At 34.0% G+C, this 22,827-nt stretch carries 15 protein-coding genes; 2 read left to right on the top strand and 13 right to left on the bottom strand.

The genetic code is table 11. The features are described 5' to 3' along the window. Positions 1–162 precede the first annotated feature (162 nt). The 5 genes from GCQ56_RS17545 to GCQ56_RS17525 all read right to left on the bottom strand — a co-directional run bounded on the left by GCQ56_RS17545 (position 163) and on the right by GCQ56_RS17525 (position 8,778). Complete coding sequence (locus tag GCQ56_RS17545) at positions 163–1,863, bottom strand: SusD/RagB family nutrient-binding outer membrane lipoprotein (protein ID WP_152735837.1); 1,701 nt, start codon at positions 1,861–1,863, stop codon at positions 163–165. Between the two features lie 11 nt (positions 1,864–1,874). Continuing rightward, complete coding sequence (locus GCQ56_RS17540) at positions 1,875–4,985, bottom strand: SusC/RagA family TonB-linked outer membrane protein (RefSeq protein ID WP_152735836.1); 3,111 nt, start codon at positions 4,983–4,985, stop codon at positions 1,875–1,877. Positions 4,986–5,036: 51 nt separating this feature from the next. After that, a complete protein-coding gene (locus GCQ56_RS17535; RefSeq protein ID WP_152735835.1) occupies positions 5,037–6,176 on the bottom strand; it encodes a dipeptide epimerase in 1,140 nt (379 codons plus the stop codon). Positions 6,177–6,191: 15 nt separating this feature from the next. Further along, positions 6,192–7,367: a C40 family peptidase gene (locus GCQ56_RS17530; protein WP_152735834.1), complete on the bottom strand. Its 1,176-nt coding sequence runs from the start codon at positions 7,365–7,367 to the stop codon at positions 6,192–6,194. 307 nt (positions 7,368–7,674) lie between these two features. Beyond that, complete coding sequence (locus GCQ56_RS17525; protein WP_152735833.1) at positions 7,675–8,778, bottom strand: anhydro-N-acetylmuramic acid kinase; 1,104 nt, start codon at positions 8,776–8,778, stop codon at positions 7,675–7,677. Positions 8,779–9,258: 480 nt separating this feature from the next. Here GCQ56_RS17525 and GCQ56_RS17520 point away from each other — a divergent pair, with 480 nt between their 5' ends. After that, positions 9,259–11,040, top strand: a complete 1,782-nt coding sequence (locus tag GCQ56_RS17520; protein WP_227006106.1) for a serine hydrolase — start codon at positions 9,259–9,261, stop codon at positions 11,038–11,040. Positions 11,041–11,138: 98 nt separating this feature from the next. Here GCQ56_RS17520 and GCQ56_RS17515 read toward each other — a convergent pair whose 3' ends face one another. Both GCQ56_RS17515 and GCQ56_RS17510 read right to left on the bottom strand, forming a co-directional pair. Next, the gene (locus GCQ56_RS17515) at positions 11,139–12,575 is read right to left on the bottom strand and encodes a sodium:solute symporter (protein ID WP_152735831.1); all 1,437 of its coding nucleotides are present in this window, start codon (positions 12,573–12,575) and stop codon (positions 11,139–11,141) included. 136 nt (positions 12,576–12,711) lie between these two features. Beyond that, complete coding sequence (locus tag GCQ56_RS17510) at positions 12,712–14,199, bottom strand: glycoside hydrolase family 10 protein (protein WP_152735830.1); 1,488 nt, start codon at positions 14,197–14,199, stop codon at positions 12,712–12,714. Between the two features lie 396 nt (positions 14,200–14,595). On the opposite strand from GCQ56_RS17510, the gene GCQ56_RS17505 reads away from it, so the two are divergent. Next, positions 14,596–15,873: an exo-beta-N-acetylmuramidase NamZ domain-containing protein gene (locus tag GCQ56_RS17505; protein WP_152735829.1), complete on the top strand. Its 1,278-nt coding sequence runs from the start codon at positions 14,596–14,598 to the stop codon at positions 15,871–15,873. A 39-nt stretch (positions 15,874–15,912) separates the two neighbouring features. Here GCQ56_RS17505 and GCQ56_RS17500 read toward each other — a convergent pair whose 3' ends face one another. The 6 genes from GCQ56_RS17500 to GCQ56_RS17475 form a co-directional block, all read right to left on the bottom strand. Beyond that, a complete protein-coding gene (locus tag GCQ56_RS17500; protein WP_152735828.1) occupies positions 15,913–17,022 on the bottom strand; it encodes an acyltransferase family protein in 1,110 nt (369 codons plus the stop codon). Positions 17,023–17,026: 4 nt separating this feature from the next. Then, positions 17,027–17,557, bottom strand: coding sequence for a GDSL-type esterase/lipase family protein (locus GCQ56_RS17495; protein ID WP_152735827.1), 531 nt, complete (start codon positions 17,555–17,557; stop codon positions 17,027–17,029). A gap of 50 nt (positions 17,558–17,607) precedes the next feature. After that, on the bottom strand, positions 17,608–19,464 hold the full coding sequence (locus tag GCQ56_RS17490; protein ID WP_152735826.1) for an MFS transporter: 1,857 nt from the start codon (positions 19,462–19,464) through the stop codon (positions 17,608–17,610). 95 nt (positions 19,465–19,559) lie between these two features. Beyond that, entirely contained in the window at positions 19,560–20,891 is a 1,332-nt protein-coding gene (locus tag GCQ56_RS17485; protein ID WP_152735825.1) for a SpoIID/LytB domain-containing protein, read from the bottom strand. 11 nt (positions 20,892–20,902) lie between these two features. Beyond that, on the bottom strand, positions 20,903–21,886 hold the full coding sequence (locus GCQ56_RS17480) for a DUF4922 domain-containing protein (protein ID WP_152735824.1): 984 nt from the start codon (positions 21,884–21,886) through the stop codon (positions 20,903–20,905). Positions 21,887–21,918: 32 nt separating this feature from the next. Beyond that, on the bottom strand, positions 21,919–22,803 hold the full coding sequence (locus GCQ56_RS17475) for an N-acetylmuramoyl-L-alanine amidase-like domain-containing protein (RefSeq protein WP_152735823.1): 885 nt from the start codon (positions 22,801–22,803) through the stop codon (positions 21,919–21,921). Between the last annotated feature and the right edge of the window lie 24 nt (positions 22,804–22,827).

Here is a 22,827-nt window from a genome sequence, read left to right as displayed (position 1 = left end):
ATTATAAAGTGCAAAGCAGGTACTCTACACTTTATAATGCATACTAACTAAACTAACTTGCGGCTAGTGTAAATTCAACCTTATAGTTAATAAGTTATCACACCATCCTCCGCTATTCTTTACTAAAAATATAGCCGCCCATTAAACAGGACAGCTATAAAATTACTTCGTTAAATCCACTACGTCATCAGCATCAGGAGTGTTCCACCAAACTCGTGTTGGGAAACGAGATGCATCATCATTATCAGGTAAATTCGCTGAATTTCTCTCAATATTTCTATTGTCATATTTAAGAGCTCGAATCCACACTTCTTTACCATCAACTTCATCACCAGAAGTTGGGAATATACTAGCATTAAGGTTTTGAGGTCTTTTAAGTCTAGTAAAAGTATTATCGTACTCAACTCTACGCAAATCAACCCAAGTTTCAGGATTCATTACTGTTGCTATATGTTTTTGAGTCATAATACGCTCAAGAGTGATATTTGCCGAACCAATATTATCAACTTGAGTCATATAATTTGCAATTTCAGCAGCATCAACTCCCATATTAGTCATATCCGCATTGATACCTTCTTTGTAAGCAGCAAAAGCAGCTGCTTTATCTCCATTTCTGAAATTTGCTTCAGCCTCAATAAATTTACATTCTGCGTAAGTAATCAAATACCAATCAGAATTTGGACTAGTATAAAACAAACCATTAGGCTTACCATATTGATGACCTCTGGAGAAATATTCTGTTGAATCCATAACAATTGTAATGTCCTCTTCGAAAGGTTCTCCTGTAAACGGATTGATATCTCCAGCAACAAAATTTACAGTCTCTTTAACACCGTTAAAGCCATTTTCACGATATGTTCCCATAGGAACACCTTGATACATATCTAAACCAGTTAAACCATAAAGCTCTGCATCTAAAGCAGGTTGCACGATAAGAGGTAAACGTGGATCTGGAACAGATTCATTATTTAATAACAATGGATCTTTAAGATTGTCAACAAAAAACTTTGACCAGTTATCTGCACGAGAATCAAAAGCACCCTCTACTTCACCACCTTCAGTATCAGACCATGGGTAGATATTATTTTGAGTCTCTTCTCCTGTAAATTCTCTTTTTGCATTATCTGCATTTGAGCTCATAGCTTTCCCACAAGCAGCAATAACAGCAGCTGGATCATATTTAAAATCACCCGAAGTTTTAGCAGTCATATGGTTAAGAAGACGAGCCTTAAGAGCCCATGCAAATTTCTTCCACTTTGTAATATCTCCTTGAAACATTACATCCGTACCAATTACATTAAGATCAATTTCATTTGGTTTATCAAAATCTAAAAGAGCTTCATCGATAAGCTTATGCATCCCAGCGTAAGCATCCTTTTGCGAAGTTAACTTTGGCGTAAGAATAAGCTGATCTTTAGCATTATAAGAATCTTCCATAATTATATCACCAAGCTGATCGCTAACCATAGAAAAAAGATAGGCTCTCAATATTTTTCCAACAGCTGAATAATGAGGTGAATTATACTTTTCACCTAAGACAATTAAATCGGCAGTATTTGGAAGAGCATTAGTATATAGATACTGCTCAGCGGCATAAGAAACCGTTCCCCATCTCCATCTTGAATAATATGTTGTTCTTTCAGTAATATGATACGAGAGCACAGTACCTTCTCTGGACAATCTACTTTGTCCAAAACCGGTAGTATTATCTATCGTAGCCATCAATCGTTGTTGAGGTGGCAAAGACATATTCGATGGTTTTGTTTCTGATTCATTAACATCGAAAAAATCATCGGAACAGGAAAACAGTCCTCCTAACAAAAGTAAAACCAGAAATCCGCTAATTATATTTAAGTTTTTCATTTATTACAATTTTAGAAATTAATTTTAACACCTAAATCAAAACCCTTAGTATTAGGAGTACTTAGATTATCAAGACCTATAGCTCCAGAACCACTAACAGAGGCACCAAAAGAAGCAATTTCAGGATCAACACCTGAGTAATCAGAAATCATCAATAGATTTCTACCAGTTGCAAAAACTTCCATTCCATCGAAACCAATCTTATCAAGAATAGTCTTAGGAAGATTATAAGAAAGTGTTACATATCTAAGTTTAACGTATGTAGCATCCTCAATAAAGTTCTCAGCATTTTGCGAATACTGATCTTGATAGTATTTCTGATCCTTCAAAATAGGAGTAGTATTTTTTACATAAATCGTATTTCCATCAGCATCTACACCATTTGCCATAACACCATCCAAAACCATTGTTTCGGTCATAGATCGGTTCTCTGAGGTCGTACTTAAACCATAATAGGTTAAAGCTGCTTCTGTAGCATTATAAACATCGCCACCAATACTCATATCAACAAGGAATGACAATCTAAAATTTTTGTACGACATTGAGTTGATAATCCCCATAGTCCAATCTGGCATACGATCAACATCCGGAAAGATATCCTCGCCAAGAGAATAATTTCCATCGCTATTCACTATCCTATCACCATTTTCGTTTGTTTTTGGTCTTTTACCCTTTAATCCGAAAAGGTTACCATCCAAAACAGCAGCACCTAAAGCTGTGCTATTCCATGTCCACGACTGATCGTTATTTACCTCAACTAATTCACCAGGAAGATCATAAACAGTACTTTCCATTTTTGCAAAATTGAAAGACATATCCCACTGGAAGTCACTCGATCTTGGAAGTAAAGAAACATTAACTAAAGCTTCGTATCCTTCGTTTTTAACAGATCCACCATTAAGCTGAGCGATATAAGCTCCTGCAGCCGGCGGTAGTCTCACATTTAAAAGTTGGTCTTCAGATAAACTATGGTAGTAACTAAAATCTAGCTTAACTCTATTCTTTAAAAAACGAGCATCCATACCAATTTCAAATGAAGTGGTAAATTCAGGTTTCAAATTTGGATTACCAGCTTGGTCTGAATTCCAAGTATAACCATCAGAAACAGGAACATAGTGCCATGAACGTAGTGTTAAATAAGATTCTGACATATGAGCGCTTGCATCTTTACCAACTTGCGCCCAAGTAGCTCTTAATTTAAGATATGAAAGGAACTTATCTGAAGTAATATCAGTACCTAATTCATTAAGAAGATCAGAAACAACAACAGAGGTACCTACAGATGGATAGAAAAATGAATGATCTCCAATCGGTAAAGTAGAAGACCAGTCGTTTCTTCCGGTTACATTTAAAAATGCAATGTTTTTCCAACCAAATTTAGCTTCACCAAAAACACCCATACTTCTTCTTCTATATTTAGATTCTGAAAGCGTTTGGTCATCAGCAGCAATATTTGACACACTATATATATCAGGAGCTTGAAACTTATTACCTCCTGTATAAGTTGTTCTTGTCTTCTTTTCGTCAACTGTATGTCCTAAAGTTACGTCAAGAGAATAATCTTCGTCAAAAGTTTTATTCATCATAACAAGAAGTGTAGAAGTCACTAAACGACTAGTTTTCTCGTATTGTCTAAGGTAACCATCAGATCTACCTTTAATAAGAGATCCAAAATCAGTAATCTTCTTATTAAATTGTGAATAATAGTCGGTTCCTAAACGATAAGAAATAGTAAGAAAATCGAGAGGTTTATAATTCAAATTAACTTGTCCAATTAATCTGTCTACCTCATCGGTATTAGGTGAATTATCAAGACTCCAGTATGGATTATCAAAATCTTGATCTTCTTTTGAATCCATAAATATCTTTTGTGTACCATCTTCGTTTGCATAATCACGTGCATCATAGGTAACAGGATATTTAAGCATACTTATAAAAGAACCACCCGAAGAAGTACCTTGCTTATTACTTTTAGTTTGAGTATTAATATACTTAGCATTAACACCAATAGTCAAGTTTTTTCTAAATTTAGACTGTGCGTTAAAAGTAAGATTCAGTTTTTCGTAACCAGTGTTTTCGATAACACCATTTTGATCTAAATAAGATGCAGAAGCAAAGATATTGGTTTGTTCATTACCACCTGAGTAGTTCACATTGTATTTTTGCGTAACTGCCTTATCGAATAAATTACTTATATTATCATAAGTAGGAGTTCCTTCAGGAATTACATCACCCCACGATTGTAAGTGTATTCCCGGTGATGGGTCATAACCAAGAATATCTCCATCGCTGTTATATTCGTAACTTCCCTGTCCGAAGGTATTCTGTATATCAGGAGTACCTATAACCTCATCAACAGATAAAGTAGAAGAGAATGAAATTTTACCTTCACCTGTTTTACCTTTTTTAGTTGTAATAATAATAGCACCTTCAGCGGCTTGTATACCATAAAGAGCAGCGGCTGTAGCACCTTTCAACACAGATATAGATTCTATATCCTCTGGATTAATATCGGAAGCACGGTTAGCACTAGCAACTTCAGAACTCGAATTAGTCGAGTTATCGATAGGTAATCCATCAACAATAAATAGAGGTTGGTTATTTCCACTCAATGAAGAACCACCTCTAATCATGATAATCGACGAAGCTCCTGGGGATCCACCAGCACTACTAATGCTTACACCTGCAATTTTACCTTGCAAAGTGTTAACCATATTGCTCTGGTTACCAGCAAGTAATTCATCAGATTTTATATTCTGAACTGCATACCCCAAAGATTTTTTACTCTTTTTAATTCCCAAAGCTGTAACTACAACTTCATCAACTCCAATCGACTGAGGTATCAGCACTACGTCAATAACTTGTTGTCCTGTAAGTACAATCTCTTGAGGTTCCATTCCAACAAAAGTAAATACCAAGGTAGCACCAACTTCTGCTTTCAATTCGTATTTACCATCAATATCGGTAATGGTTCCAGTAGAAGTTCCTTTTTCTACAATTGATACCCCTGGTAAAGTTACATTATCGCTACCTGTAACTGTACCCTTCACTAGCAATTCCTGTGCCCAGGATATCTGCCAGCTAAGAAGTATAATTAACGCTAAGCACGCAATTTTTTTCATAGTATTAAATTTAGATTAGCAAATTATATAGTGTTAAATTTAGATTCCAAATTATAATTTAATTACTCCTATTCCAGATTGATCCGGTAATATTACTTTACCTTCCTTAACTGTTACACCTTTAAATGGGTCATTCGATATTAATAAATTTCCATCCAGATCTGCCCAATCAACCATAGGAGAAAGTTGAGCTGCTGCACTAACTCCAACCGAAGTCTCGGTCATACAACCTATCATTACTTTCATATCTAATGATCGAGCCAAATTCATCATTTTATGCGCCTCACGCATACCTGTACATTTCATTAGCTTAATATTGATACCTGAATAAGCTCCACTCAATTTTGGTATATCGGCTAAACGCTGAATACCTTCATCTGCAATAGTTGGAAGAGGACTATGCTGTGTCAACCAAGCCATGGTATCTAAATCATATTTATCCATTGGTTGTTCAACAAATACAACACCTTGTTCCTTCAACCAATGAATTTTATCTAAGGCTTCCTGTTTATCTTTCCACCCTTGATTCACATCAACACATAAAGGAATTTTGGTAACGGTTCTAATTGTTTTAATCATTTCCTCATCATTACCTCTACCAATTTTAACCTTAAGCATTTTATAGGGTACAGCTTCCTTAACTTTTTCAACAACAACATCTGGTTTATCAATGCCAATTGTAAAAGTTGTAACAGGTGTATCCTCTTTATTGTAGCCCCATATTTTAAACCATGGCTTCTCCATTAATTTTCCAATCAAATCATGAAGAGCAATATCAACCGATGCCTTAGCCGCGCAATTACCACTTGCAACACCATCAACATATGATAGAATTTCATTCAATCGAAATGGATCATGAAATTGATTTAGCTTAAGACTTTTTAAAAATTTAGTAGCAGTTTTGTGAGATTCGCCCAAATATGGAGGCATAGAAGCCTCACCATAACCTATAACACCACCCCACTCAATTTTCACAAGCATAACTGGTGTAGTTGTTCTTGAAAAAGATGCGATAGTGAAAACATGTTTCAACTGCAAATCATACGGCTCAAAACTTAACTTTAATCCTTTACCTTTATAGCTAGATTCATTGGCACTTATATTACCACAACCACCATTCAATGGAAGTACACAACTAGCACCTAGCAATAAACCTGTATTCCCTAAAAATTTCCTTCTATCAATTTTCATTTGTAGTTATTTCTTTTAATACCAAGGATGATTTGCTACACGTACAATTCCATTCTCGCCAATTCTATTTAAAATTCTTCGTCCTCCCAACCAACTTACAGTTCTATAATTACTGAAATTATAAGCTTTCGGATCGAAACTATTAATCTTAACACGACCAGCAGAATGAATAAATTCACCATCCTTCATATACATTCCAACATGAGTAACCTTTTGATTTGCATCTTCTGCAGCCTTTCTACCGAAAAACACCAAATCACCTTCTCTTAAATCCATAAATCCTTGGCTTGGTAAAATCGATTGACCATGAAGGAACTGTAAGGATGCATCACGTGCGAGAATGATACCATTCATAAAATAAACTGACTTTACAAAACCACTACAATCCACTCCCTTCGAAGAAGTACCACCCCATAAATAAGGTCTTCCCATAAATTGCTTAGCTGTTAAAGTCAAAATGGATACATCGGTAATGTTTTTAACTTTCCATTCATTAAACTTCTCACATTTCTCTTTATCCAATCCAATAGAGCGTCCATCAGGTAGTTTCAACAAATAATTTCCTCCAATAATTGTATCAATCTCTAGAATAGATCCTGCTACAATATCAGTAACCACTTCTTTACCATTACCACTAGAGGCAACCTCAAAAGATGGTTTAAAAATTATTCTTTCAGATTCTCTCCAATTTTGCAACTCCTGTTCATTTCTGAGATTTAATGCGGCTGCATCCACCCAAGCAATGTACTTATCGGGAGTTTGAACTAAATACCAAGAATTTTCTTTCTTAAGGATTTTTACGGGAGTACCCATTATGGCTTGAGAAACAAGCTCTGCCGAATGCCTTGGATTTGCTCTAAGATTAACAACACTTAAATTTATCAGAGCCCAATTTCTTTCTCCCAATTTCTCATCAGGTAGTAAGCTTACACTATCTATACATTGAACTCCTAATTCTTTAACAGCCGTCAATAAGGCGCTTTTCGCATCTGGCAGAGAAGTTTCACCCCTAATCACTAACTTATTATTTTTCTCGAAATAGAACTTTATTTGATATATGGCTTCCCTGCTATCTGGAGCCAACTTATTTTTAAGCCCATTTGATATTTGCTCCACTCGCTGTAATAATTCCAAATTATTAGAACAAGCTACACACATTAAAAAAAGTACTATAAATGAAATTTGTTTCATTGCATTAAAATAATTGGTATTACATCTTACATGATTCCAAAAATATAACACATACACTTAAAGCCAAGACATAATTGCATGTTTTACAACATGTCGCATTGTTCAGATTTACACCCAAATATGGCAAATTACGACTTACAGGCAACTACACATAGGCAGTACACAAATAGTAAAACTAAAGTCAAGTTCAACAGAAGGAACATACAATTTATAGAAATACTATAAGATTGTAAAAATTTGTAGTACAAAAATCTCCATATTAAGATCTACTTAATCGAAAAAGGCAATTACCTAATATGACTGACCTCTACCCTATATATTTATAAACACAACCAAGAATGGCGGTATTACCTGATCCGGTCACACTTGGTAAATTACCAGATAACTCATTAACTCTTTGATGAGCCAACCATGCAAATGCAACAGCTTCAACCAATTGCTCGGGAATACCTAGGTCCGAAGTAGTAGATATTTTTATTTTCGGCATATAATGACTTAATCTTTCTCGTAGATATAAATTAAAAGCACCTCCACCACATATATACATTGCATCTATATTAGAAGCATAAAGATGAATAGCTTCTGCAATTGATCTGGCAGTTAACTCTGTGATTGTAGCTTGAACATCTTTATTGGAAATATTTGGAAAATCGACTAGTTTTTCTTTAATCCACTCTAGGTTGAATAATTCCTTGCCTGTACTCTTTGGAGCTTTAAGTTTAAAATAATCTTCATTCATAAAATGAGTCAACAATTCACTATGAATATTACCAGATCGAGCCCAATCTCCGTTTTTATCAAACTGTTTTCCCAATTCATTCTGTATCCATAAATCTATCAAACAATTCGCTGGACCTGTATCGAATCCTAATATTTTATCTTCGTTAAGAACTGTAACATTAGCAATTCCACCAAGATTTAAAATCACTCTATTCTCATTTTGTTCTTTGAAAAATTCTTGATGAAAAGCAGGAGTCAAAGGAGCTCCTTCTCCACCAAAAGCAATATCCATTCCTCTAAAATCCATAATTGCGTCAACTCCAGTCTTTGCAGCTAACACATTACCATCTCCAAGCTGCATCGAGAAAGGATACTTACTTCTTGGATCATGAAATACAGTTTGTCCGTGACAACCTATTGCTGTCACCTCATCAGAATTTATTCCAGCCTTTAAAATTAAATCATTAACACAATTAGCATAAACCAAACCCAAGCGGTAATTAATTTCTCCAAGTTTCTGTAGCGAAATAATTCCCTCTTCCAGTAATCTCTTAAGGTCATTAACCAAATCAGATGGAAAATCATGAGATACACTTTTAATAACCTCAACATTATCGTTCTTAATTGAAACCAGTACAGCATCAACACCATCTAAACTAGTACCCGACATTACGCCTATATACTTACTCATATGTCCAAATTCTTAGTAATTTTAGTTCATGTTTATTTACACTTAATCTTAAGTATTACTCTAACAACATATCATACATGTCATACATTAACAATAAAATTCCAATTACTATACAATTAAAAATATTTAGTTGTAAGATTATTCCATTCAACAACCTACACCTATTCACCTAAATACAACTACATTGACCGATATATTGAAATTTATTACATTAATAATGTACTCTTATTTCAAGAATAAACTAGAATATGATTTTTTTGATATGATGTATTACAAATATGGCGAATATATCTATATTTACCTCATATTTTAATAATTTACTATTTTATGATACGTCTATATTTACTTGTAGTATTAATATGCTTTAGTTCGTTAGTCTTAAAAGCACAAGAACAATCTCACAAAAACTGTAATTCTCATCCGATAGAATTATCTCTTCACACAAAAACAGCCGATTTAATAATACAGAATTCAAAGAAAATGGCTGATTCGATTTGTGTATTAGAAAATAGAAATGACTTAATTCCCATATATAATCTAGAGAAGAATAAAATCGTTTCGATATCTATTAATACAGATACAACACAAGTAATTTCACCTTTTCAGCAAATGCTAAAAAAGTATACAAAGATTGAATGTTATCAGTTTCACGTTGATTCATTAAATAAAAAAACTGATTGGATTGACATAAATTTAAAATCTAATGATATCGTTATTTTTAGCCTTCGAAACATATCAGATAACAAAATTGATCTAGTTGATAATTTTATATCGAATACTACCACAGCAAGTGAAACAATCGCGGTTTTGTTTAACACTCCTAATTCAGAAATCTTAGTAAAGGAGAACAATAATCCATCATCTTTACTATTTGCGAAAACTTCTACCGAACAAGTACAGAAAACAGCAGCTCAAATTATCTTTGGTGGAATCTCATCAAAAGGAGTTCTTGATCATGAACTTGGCAAATATCCCGCAAAATCAGGAAAAATAACAAAAGGAGAAATTAGATTTCAATATACATCACCAGAAGTAGCAGGCATTGATTCTGAAACCTTACATAAAACAATTGATTCGGTTGCGAATGTTGGGCTTAAATTTAACGCATTCCCCGGTTGTCAAGTACTTGTAGCTAAAGACCGAAAGATAATTTATCATGAATGCTTTGGTTATCACTCTTATAATAAACTATTACCTGTATTGCCTAATGATATATATGATTTAGCTTCTGTAACAAAAATCACAGGCCCCTTACCAGCTATTATGCAACTTGCTGACAATGGTAAAATTAATATGGATGAAAAATTTTCATTGTACTGGAAAGATTTTAAAAGAACCGATAAAGAAGATATTATTTTTAGAGATGTATTGGCACACCAAGCACAACTGAAACCATGGATAGCCTTTTGGAAAAATACAGTAGATAGTTCCAATCAATTTAAAAAGCGAACTTATAGTTATAGACAATCTCGAAAATATCCTGTAGAAGTAGCTCCACACATGTTTCTTAATAAGAATTATAGAAAGAAAATTTATAAGGCTATTAAAAAATCTGAATTACTCCCAGAGAAACACTACAAGTATTCCGGTTTGTCTTTTTATTTATTCCCAAAAATGATCGAAAATATAACAAATAATACCTACGATGATTTTATAAAGAATGAATTATATAAGCCTTTAGGAGCTTATACTTTAGATTTTAATGCTTACAAAAACTTCTCTACAGATAGAATTATACCCACGGAGTACGACAATGATTTCAGAAACACCTTACTTCATGGTTATGTAGATGATGAAGGTTGTGCAATGATGGGCGGAATATCCGGTAATGCTGGTTTGTTTTCAACCGCAAACGACTTGGCAAAGCTAATTCAAATGTATGTACAAATGGGAGAATATGGAGGAAGAAGATATATATCAGAAAAAACAATGAGAAAGTTTACAAAAACCCAATTTCCTGAAAATAATAACAGAAGAGGCTTAGGCTTTGATAAGCCATTATTTGGAAATGATACCTTATCTCTTCAAGAATGCTACCCAGCTTATGGAGCAAGTAAAGAAAGTTTTGGTCACTCTGGTTTTACAGGAACATTTGTTTGGGCAGATCCAAAAGAACAATTGATTTACATTTTTCTATCAAACAGAGTTCACCCAAGCAGAAAAAGCAGAGAGATTTACAAGAAGAATATAAGAACAGCTATTCATCAGGGAATTTACGATGCAATACGAGTATTTAAGGAAAAGAATTCAACTGCAAACTAAGATTTCGAAAAAAGTAATTTTACAATCAATATAAAATAAAGGTGGGATCTAATTCTTAGATCCCACCTTTATTATTTAATAGCAAATTTAACGCTCTTCTATTTCTTTTCGTTTGATGAGTATGAAACAATCCACAATCCTGCAAAAGTTATTAATCCATTTGCAATAAGAAGCTCGAAACCAAATCGATACCCCCACAACAATTCAACCGAATAAGAATTGAGTAAATAAGTTAAGACAGGAGATAAAACACATACAACTGGAACCCATTTGTCACGAACCAATCTTTTACTTCCCATTCCAAATGCAAACAATCCTAATAATGGTCCATAAGTGTACCCGGCAACCTTAAAGACTGCTGTTACAACGCTATCATTATTTAAAATATCAAACAATACGATTACAAAAAACATGATAGCAGAAAACATCAAGTGAATTAAAAGTCTCTTTCTTCGCGTGACATCCCCTCCTAAAAAATCAACACAAAATGAAGTTGTCAAGGCTGTTAATGCCGAATCAGCACTTGAGTATGCGGCAGCAGTTATCCCCAAAAGGAATACAATTCCAGCCAATAAACCAAAATGATTTAAAGCTAAGAAAGCATACATATCATCACTTTTTGTGGGCAAGGAAATTCCTTGTTGTTGTGCGAAAACGTATAACAACACACCTAAGGATAAAAACAGGATATTAGCCAGAACAAAGGAGAAACTGAAGTAATACACATTCTTTTGAGCTTCTTTTGTATTCTTACAGGTAAGGTTTTTTTGCATCATATTCTGATCCAAACCATTCATAACAATAACAACAGCTATTCCGGCTAAAAATTGCTTAAAGAAATTACGTGGCGATTGCCAATCCCAGCTAAATATTTTTGAATATTCATGCTCCCCAATATTATATATCATATCGATAGCGCTATAATCTAATCTATTTGCAATCACAATGATGGTGATAATAACAGATCCCAGCATAAATAATGTTTGAAATGTATCTGTCCAAACAATGGTTTTAATTCCTCCACGAAAGGTATAACACCAAATCAAGATAATGGTAATTAATACTGTAGCCCAAAAAGGGATATTAAAAGCATTAAAAAAAGCCAATTGTAAAACTCCTGCAACTAGAAATAAACGGAATGAAGCACCAATAGTTTGAGATACCAAAAAGAAAAAAGATCCTGTTTTATAAGTTCTAAAGCCAAACCTTTGATTTAAATAAGCATAAATCGAAACCAATTTCAGTTTATAATAAAGTGGAATTAATGCTTTGGCAACCACCCAATAACCAACTAAGTTCCCCAAAACAAATTGAAAATAACTCCAACCAGTATTTCCTACTTCACCTGGAACAGATATAAAAGTAACTCCAGATAAAGATGCTCCAATCATCCCAAAAGCCACCAAATACCATGGCGATCGTCGATTTCCTGTAAAAAAAGTTTCATTACTGCTATTTCGTGATGTCAACCACGATACAAGCATAAGTAGTGCGAAATAGCCAAAAACTACTCCAAAAACAATCCATGTATTCATTCGTGTGATATTAGATTTTAAGTATTTAAAAAAGAGTTAACAAAAACTCCTTTTATTGAGTAATAAGAAGTTCGTCACTTATCAGTCTTTCTCCAAGTAACTCTATGTTTCTATTTAGGTGATAATATTTTTACGACTATTTTTCAATCTCGAAAGATTCGCTGGCAATACTTTCGGTATTTGTCCTACTTATAGATGTTACCACGTACTTACAATTTTCGGATCCATTTTCCAATTTCAATTGAGACTGAGAAGTAATTGAAAGAATAGTATCTGCTTTATCAAGTTGTATTTTATCATTTTTATCAAATACATAAACGACATAACATTTTGCACCTTTTACTTGATCCCAATGCAGATACCCTTTACTTAGACCAATTTTCATTGGAGCAGACAATTGAATTGGATCTATTGTTTTACATTCAGGAATTAAAGTTAATTTCTGATAGATTTGAGATTGCAGCTTCTCATTTATTCCTAAAAGGTTATTTGTAAATGATTTTGATGAGAAAAACATACTACCGTCAACTCGTTTCAATTTTCTATTCAGCCTCAATTGAGTAATAATTTCATCGGAATTGTGCCATGCTTTCACTCCTGATTTCGGATTCAATCTGTAAGCACCTTGTCCAATGTAACATGGTTTACCAAAGGAATTTTTATTCCACCATTTTGCAATTGTTTTGTAATCGGCTACCTTCTTACCAATGTGCCAATAAATTTGCGGAGTTACATAATCAATCCAATCTTTCTTTAGCCAAAGTAAAACGTCAGCATACAAATCATCGTAATTGGTTTGCCCAGCCTTAGTACGTGAACCTTTTCTATCCAGACTCTTATTTCTCCAGACTCCAAAAGGAGATATGCCAAAAGGCATCCATGGTTTAATGGATTTTATGGTATCATTTATTTGCTTAATCACCAGATTTACATTCTCTCTTCTCCAATCATCAATTCGGTTTGGATAAAAATTACCACCATGATTAGCAAAACTTAATGAATCCGGGAATGCTTCTCCTTTTATTTTATAAGGATAAAAATAATCGTCGAAATGAATCGCATCCACATCGTATCTGCGAACAACATCACCAACAATTTTCGAAACATAGTTTCTAGTTTCAGGCAAGCCAGGATTAAAATATTTGTGTTTTCCGTAGGTTAGAAAAAGTTCAGGTTGAATATTGGTAATGTGCTTTGGATCAGTTTTCGCCCCTTTATATGAATATACAGCTCGGTAAGGATTCATCCAAGCATGCAATTCCATTACACGTTTGTGACACTCCTCAATTGCAAATTGCAATGGATCGTAATATGGATTCGGTGCTTGCCCTTGTTTACCAGTCAGCCATTGCGACCAAGGCTCATACCTGGATTCATACAAAGCATCTGTTGCCGGTCTAATCTGAAAAATTACAGCATTCATGCCATTTTTTTTATGCTGATCCAGATGAGCGATTAATTCTGCCTTTTGCTCAGCAACACTTAATCCCGATTTCGATGGCCAATCGATATTATCTACCGTAGCAATCCATACTGCTCGCATTTCTCTTTTGGGCGATTTCTTTTTTGCAGAAACACACAAACTTACCAAAATCATTAACCCAAGTATTACAATTTTTTTCATATCTATTTGTAATTTTCTATCAAGTAACAAATGCCAATTATTGCAGCACAAATTCACTCCTTATTATTCTTATTCTCCTTACTAAATATTAATTAGTCCTTATTTTATGTATGTATTCTTTTAATCTATCATTAATTCTTACCATTAATGATCTGATTAGCAATATTGAATTCACCTGTTTCAATTATAAAAGCTAAATTGTTTTTACTTTTGCAAGAGTGATTAAAACACACAATTAGAATGAAAAAAGCAAAAATAAAATTTAGGAAAATAATTTTGTGATTTTGTAGAATTCATTAACTTGTCATACATGTTACAAAAATAGAAATTTTATTAGTTTTGCAATAGAATTTTATAAAAAACAAAGTTCTAATTTGTGAAAATCTAAAAATAGTTATGAAACTGATCAACAAGCGCATTCACATCAAAAAGACACAACTATTCTTTCTTATAATATTTGTATTTACCCAAGTATTTTCGCTTAAAGAGTTAAAGGCTCAAAAAGTACTAACAGGGATAGATGTACTACAAAAAACTAATTTTGAGAGCCTAAATGGAAAATCTATTGGTATTATTACCAATCCAACGGGGGTAAATCAACATCTTCAATCTACTATAGATCTTCTACATGCTGCTCCAGAGTTAAAAATCAAAGCACTATACAGTCCTGAACATGGAATTCGTGGTGACCATGCAGCTGGAGATAAAGTCGGAACTTACATCGACAAAAAAACCGGACTCACCGTTTACTCATTATACGGAAAAAATAAAAAACCAAATGCCAAAATGCTTAAAGGTTTAGATGCTTTGGTTTATGACATTCAAGATATTGGTGTTCGCTCATACACGTACATCAGTACGATGGGTTTAGCTATGGAAGCCTGCGCTGAAAACAATTTGGAATTAATAGTTTTGGATCGTCCAAATCCGATTGGTGGATTAAAAGTTGAAGGCGCTTTGGTTGAGCCTAACTATATTTCATTTGTTAGTCAATTTCCTATCCCATACATTTACGGACTTACCTGTGGAGAATTGGCAAACTATATTAACAATGAAGGATTGTTGAAAAATGAAAAAAAATGCCAATTAACTGTTATAAAAATGGAAGGCTGGAAAAGAGACATGCTTTTTGCTGATACCAAATTACCATGGGTTCCAACATCGCCTCACATTCCAAACTCATTAAGTGCTATATATTATCCTATTTCAGGAATTTTAGGTGAATTATATACAATATCAATAGGAGTTGGCTATACTCAACCATTTGAATTATTCGCTGCCGAATGGATAAATGCTGATGATCTATCAAAAAATCTGAATGATTTAAATTTACCAGGCACTCTGTTTCGCCCAATTCATTACAAGCCCTATTACTCAGTTAGCAAAGGTAGAATGATTCATGGAGTCCAGGTTCACTTTACTGATATCAAAAAAGCTCCATTATCTTTAATTCAATTCTATGTATTACAAGAGTTACATAAATTATATCCACAAAAAAATATTTTCAAAATGTGTGATCAGTCACGATTAAGCATGTTTGATAAAGTTTGTGGTAGCAAAAAGATAAGAAGTCTATTTTCTAAAAGGTACAGAGTAGAAGATATCATAGAACTTTGGGATATTCCTGCTGAAGAATTTAAAAAGAAATCAAAACAATATTGGTTATATCAATAATGCAAAATAAAAAAGCTTCGGAATTCCGAAGCTTTTTTATTATATTTTAATAAAAATTCGTTTCCGATATAAATACAATACAATCAACCAGTACACCAAAATATGGCTTAATGCAAAGAGCAAAGATCCATTTAAAGGTCCAGCCCAGGAAGCAAATCCATTCTGATACAACCAAGAATAGCCGTTCATAACTTTTCCTGCATCATCAGCAAAGTGAACTACATAAACAATAATCTTAACCCAAACAGCAGAAAGCACAAAAATAAAAAGGGGATTCATTCCAAAAACAAGAAATGGATGTGCCCATTTTTTATAATCCAGTATATCGATAAGATATATCATTACCGCCATAAGCAATTGAGCCAAGCCTGCAGTGTAAATCACATAAGAACTCGACCAAATGGGTTTATTAATCGGGAATCCTAAACTCCAAACCAATCCTAATATCACTCCAAAAGCTCCAAATACTAATAGTTTTGGAACAATTCTTTTCTTTTCCGATTTGGAAATTAAAGCTCCCGTTAGATATCCCAAAATAACCGTGACTATTGCAGGAAGTGTACTAAACAAACCTTCCGGATCGAATGTAATTCCAAAACCTTTATACATATGACTTGCTCCTAAAATCATTGTATCAAAAGCCATAGTAGGATTACCTTCTAAACTATATGGATTTTCTCCGCCAAAGAAATACACCAAGCCCCAATAAGAAAATAAAATTGCCCCAGATAGATACAATAACCTTGTTTTGTTTAAAGTCAGACAAAGAAAACTACCTATGCCGTAAGCCAAAGCAATTCGCTGCAAAACGCCCATTATTCTCAAATTTTCAAACTTGATGTGATAAAACGGAAATGCATTCAGCAACAAACCAATGCCAAATATAATAAGAGTCCGTTTTATTATTTTCTTTCCAGCTTCGGCATTCAATTGATGATTGAACTTCCCAAAAGCAAAAAACATGGCGACTCCAACAGCGAATAAAAAGAATGGAAATACTAAATCCGTTGGTGTGCAACCATGCCATTTTGAATGCAACAATGGAGCATACACATGACTCCAACTCCCCGGAGTATTTACAGTAATCATTGTAGCAATGGTTAACCCACGAAAGGCATCCAAAGCCATTAGTCTTTTCGGTTTTTCCATAATGTTATAATAGGTTTTCAGAGAACAATTTATTTTTCCAAACAGAATATCCCGAATCATTTAAATGCAGCCCGTCGTAGGTATACTCTTTCATTAGTTCATTGGAACCTGTCGCGAAAGATGAATACAGATCCACGAAAGTGATATCTTCCTTTTTACATTGAGATTTTAGCAAATCATTCAAATTGATGATATCCTCAGCATTAAAAATAGTGATAGGAAATAGTTCAAAATTCACAGGAAGCAAACTCTGCACAATCAATTTTGCTTTTGAATTTCTTTTAACCCGATCAATAAGTTGATTATAATGACCCAGAATCTCTTCCACATTAATACCACTTCCCAAATCATTAATGCCCATCATCACAAAAATAATATCAGGTTGCTTTTGCAATACACCATCCAAACGTGAAAGAATTTCTATCGAAATTTCTCCTGGAATTCCATTATTAGATATATCGGCATTTAGAAAATACTCTTCCCACCTTCCTGCATGAGTTAGGCTATCTCCGAGAAATGCAATTCGCTTTTTCATATCTAATTTTGTAATATTTGGCAATTATTAATGATCTATATTCTGTGAAATTATTTTTGCTTGATACCAAACTTAGGATCAACCTTGATTAATTTCACCATAATAAAACTTGGAATGGTACAAATGATTACCCACACAAAGAAGTGTTGATATCCAATCATTTCCTGAATCCAACCAGATACCATTCCAGGAATCATCATCCCCAATGCCATTAAACCCGTACAAAATGCAAAATGCGCTGTTTTGTGCTTTCCTTCGGATACATAAATCTGATACAACATATAAGCTGTAAATCCGAAACCATATCCAAACTGCTCAACTGCCACCGATGCACAAACCAAAACAAATGATTCAGGCAATGCATAAGAAAGATACACATAAACCAAATTTGGCAGGTTAATAGCAATCACCATAGGCCACAGCCAGTACTTTAAACCTTTTCGTGAAGCTGCATATCCTCCCAAAATACCTCCAATCGTAAGAAAAAGAATTCCAATGGTTCCATAAACAATTCCCACTTCACTGGTAGATAATCCCAATCCTCCAATTTCTCTACCGTCTAACAAGAAAGGTGAAGCCATTTTTACCAATTGCGACTCTCCAAGGCGATAAGTTAGTAGTACCCCGATGATCAACAAGATGTCTTTCTTAAAGAAAAATGTAGTGAATGTTTCAGTAAAATCGGAAAATACATTGGCAAAACCTTTTACTTCTTTCTCTTCATCTCCTTGAGGCTTTGGTAAAGCAAATTTGTGATAAAATGAAAACAATAGAAACAGACCTGCTAATATCACAAAAATCATCGACCATGCCATTGGAATATTTCCAGATCTTCCTATGAATATTGAACTTGATGATTTCTTCATCTTAGGATCTACTTGAAAAAGAAGAATAGCTTCCTTATCCCAATTCTCCTTTGTAAACACTAATCGATCCGAACTGATCAGGTTAATACTTTCATTACCTTTTTTTCTAGATAAGCTTAAAATTATTTCCTTACCTTCTTTAGGTTCAAGTGAAAGTTTCACATGAGCCACTCCAACATTTCCTTTTATGATTTCTTTATCTTTTGAATATTTAGTAGATCCAAAATTGTCTTTAATGAAACCTTCCAAAGGATCTACAACAGATTTATCCCACCAAGAATCTTCCTCTTTTTCTTCCTCTTTTTCTTTTTCAAGTAAAACAAAACCATTCTCAACATTAGAATTCTTAACATGATTTGAAATGGAATCAAACTCAGACTCAATCATAACACCAGATTCTACGAAAAGGTTTGTATTATCCAGAGTAAAATAAAAATCATCCTTAGATTTCTCAGTACTTTTTTCCGCCAACAACTCAACCTTTTTAGAATCTTTCATTGAAGAATTAACCATTATTTCAACTGGCTCTAATCCCCAAGCAACTTCGAAAAAGCCTGCTAAAATAATCAATAGCCCTTGCCCCGTAATCATCGCTAAACGATAAAATGTAGATCGAATCCCAATAAAGTAAGCTTGTTGACTATCATCAATCCCATACATGTAAAAACCATCAGCGGCAATATCATGAGTTGCGGAACTAAAAGCCAATAACCAGAAAAATGCTAATGTTGATTGAAAGAACAAAGTTGTTGGAACAGTAAAAGCAACACCAGCTAAACCAGCACCAATCAAAAGTTGCATGCTTACAATCCACCAACGCTTACTTTTTAAAATATCAACAATTGGACTCCAAAATGGCTTAATTACCCACGGCAAGTATAACCAGGAAGTATAAAGTGCAATATCTGTATTTGAAATACCCAATCGTTTATACATGATAACTGCAACCGTCATCACTACTACATAAGGAATACCTTCAGCAAAATATAAGGATGGAATCCATGCCCAAGGTGAGCGATTTCCTGATTTTGATTTTGACATTGTATTGATTTTATTAATCCTTTTACTCTTTTCCATTATGAAAACGAGTTGATAGTATTGAGAGCCTCATTCGAAATAAAACTCTCAAACATTTGTTAATATCTTTTTTCTAATTCAGCTCCTCTGAAATAGTGAAGTAGAATTTCATCGTGTTTGTATCCTTTGGCTCCCATTACGGCTGCTCCAATTTGACAAAGACCAACGCCATGTCCCCAACCGGCACCAATCAAAACAAATTTAGAAGGTACTCCATTTTTAAGATCCAATTTATCAACCACAAATTCGGAACTATACAAATGAGATTCTGAAAGTACTTTTCGAATTTCTAATTCTTTCCCAATGGTTAATGATCGTTTACTGCCAATAATTTTCAGTGTAATTAATCGTCCCGATTCACCTCGTTTACCTGGAATAAGATCCAAAATCTGTCCAAATTCTTTTCCTGTTTTTCTTTCGATTAATTCTGCAATTTCTTCCTGTGTGTATTCCACTTTCCAGCGATAAAAATCCATGGTTTCCTGATCGTAATCATTTAAAACCTGCGAAAGAATTTCCTTATCTGTTGTATTACAGAATGCCTCAGGCGAAGTGCGAATAAATTTATCGGCAGCAAGTTCATCTTTTAAATTCATATCGTAACCAGCAGGTGCCTGAGGATTATCGATCACTGCCTGCAAGTATTTGTGATTTTCCGGTTCCCAAACATTTTCGAAAGTTTCAGCAACACCACCACAACATTTGGAAAATCTTGCATCACAAATCCTTCCTTCACTGGTCAAAACCAAGCCACGCGTAGATTCAATTGCCTCAACTACCAATTGTGTAGATTGTCTTGTAATTCCCTGATAACGCTGACAATGATCGTCGGCGCAAACATCGAAATTAACATGATCTTCTCTATCGTACCAGCGAATATAAGAATCCTCTGTTTCAACAATACTTTGGTAATTTGTATTGGATTGCAGTAATTCTTCACCCTTTATTACCTGAGCCATCAACCACGATCGTGAAATTACAGCGTGAGCTTTTAAAAGTTCCATACTACTTGTAGCACTCATTTCAGAAGAAATTACGCTTACCAGATAATCTTCAAGGGAAAGCACATTAATTGCAGTCAGTTTTTCGTCTTCCACGATAAAATGCAAGGCTCCTTTAAATTTCTGATCTTCTTTTCTCTCCCAATGAAATTTAATTCCAATGGTTACACCAAACAGATCAAAGCATCCCTCTTTTTCATTTTCAGGGTTGAAAATCAATTCATTCTCGCATAATCCATCGAAAACAATTTTTCCATCAACAAATTTTGCATGCTGATTTCCAGCGTATTTTTTCCCATTTTGTTGAAGTACATAAGTTCCGTTTAATTGAAACGAAATCTCTTTTTCGTACATGATTCCAACTCGTAGTTGTGGTTCTTTTATTTTCATAGTTAATTGGGTTATTTCAAGTTCTCACAAAGAGTAAAGAAAGTGTCTTCATCTACACAAGTTTGTTTAAAAATATCTTCAATATCACTTGCGGTAATTTTCTCAAAATCTTCGCGACGTGGGGTAATAAAAACTCCACCAAAATCTACCGAGGCAGGACTTATTAACAATTGCTCATCATCTTCAGCAAAAAATTGAGTAGGTCTGTGCAATTTGCGAGGGAACAAATGCATAATGTATTTTCCATCTACATATGAACAGATTACATTTAACATCGGCTCATTCTCTTCTGGCTGCATTTCGGAAAAAACATTGTAAAAGTCAGTAACTATTTTTACCAAATCCTTAGTATTGGTCGATTCTACACTAATCATTTTTCTTAAAAAATGATTAAATGATCTTACCTCAACTTCTTCAGTTTTAACAAGTAATTCTGATTTATCTTTTAAAAAAAAATATTCCGATTCTACTGGCATGAATCCTTTGTTTCCTGCCTGAAAGTGCATATGATCAGGAGCTGAAGCACCACATTTTGGTCCATTATAAAACAAGGTGTATCCTTCCATACTTTTGGCCAAACTCAACATTCCATTAATATTGGGCATAAAGCTTTGATCAACATGATCTACTTTTGGAATGGTAAAATGCTGAGGGATTATAGGAAATGGATTCACCAAAATCACAAAACCTTCTCCTTGAGCTAAGCCGCCTTGCTCTGCTGGCAAATTATCCAAACAAAGAAAGCAGGCTCTATTTTCAATACTCTTTTTATCAACCTTAGCAGCAGATGAACGAATTCTTTCCGGATTAAATTGCACTTTCATTTTAAATCCATCAAATTCAAATTCTTTCTCTTCAACCTTTTCCAATCCTTTAAAATTTCCATTTGCCAGAGGCCAATCTCTCACCTGCTGATTCAGAAAGTTACTTAATATCTGATCGGAAGGACTCTTTTCCAATAAACTTTCTAATTTTTCTATGCAGTTTATATCCATGTTTTATATAACTGGTAATTAAATATTCATTTTTATTGCACCCTTACAACCATAATTCCCGATTGCAATCTATTTTTTAATAACATTTCTGCGAGAGGTGTCTCAGAAATCACAACCTTTTTAGCAAGACTTGATGCATGCATCAAATGCAATCGATCATTAACATGTAATGCTATTCCCACATGAGAAATCTCCAAACCTTTTATCTTGGTGGTTATCGCAATCAAATCTCCATCGTGAATTTCTTTTTCAACTATAGTAATTTCCTCTTCGGGGATAAAGTACATTTCCCTATTATTAATAACATTTTCGTTTTCACGGATTATTTTCACAAAAGACGAATCTGCTTTTAAGGCAGCATAACTTTCAACATGAGTGCTCATGAAGTTGATATTCTTTTCGAAAGGAACACCACCTATTTCTGCAGTTATATTTTTGACAATTCCTTTTGATTCATTCTCAAAAATCCAATCCGTAAAATAATGCAAACGTGAAGTATAATTAGTCAACTTACCACTTCGATAGCGCAATGTTTCCAACTCCTTTAAAAAATCACTTGCTTTAATATCTTTTTTGCCTGCAATTGCTGATAAAACAACAACATTCTCAAGATAGGTGGTACAATCTAATTGTCTAAGATTAACCCGAAGTTTTTCAGGTCCATTCCCTTCCAAAGTTCCTCCAACATACGGAGTTTGCAAGAACATTTTTGCAATTTCAATTATTCTGAGATCAATAGATAAGGAATCTAGTGATTGTTGTTTGACTATATCTTTTATTGAATTAAAAATAGCCTGATCTGTTGAATCAGAAAATTCAATCCCAATAACATTTTTATCCTGAGGCTTCGTATTTCCGATACAAGCAGTAAAAACTATAACTAGTGAAATTAAAATAATCGCATGCAATTTTCTCATCTCTAAATATTCTATGGAGTTCTG

It is taken from the genome of Marinifilum sp. N1E240, from assembly GCF_009295825.1.
GTDB lineage: Bacteria > Bacteroidota > Bacteroidia > Bacteroidales > Marinifilaceae > Marinifilum_A > Marinifilum_A sediminis.
The sequence above is the reverse complement of the archived record's forward strand: the minus strand, read 5'-3'. Positions and strand labels throughout refer to the sequence as shown.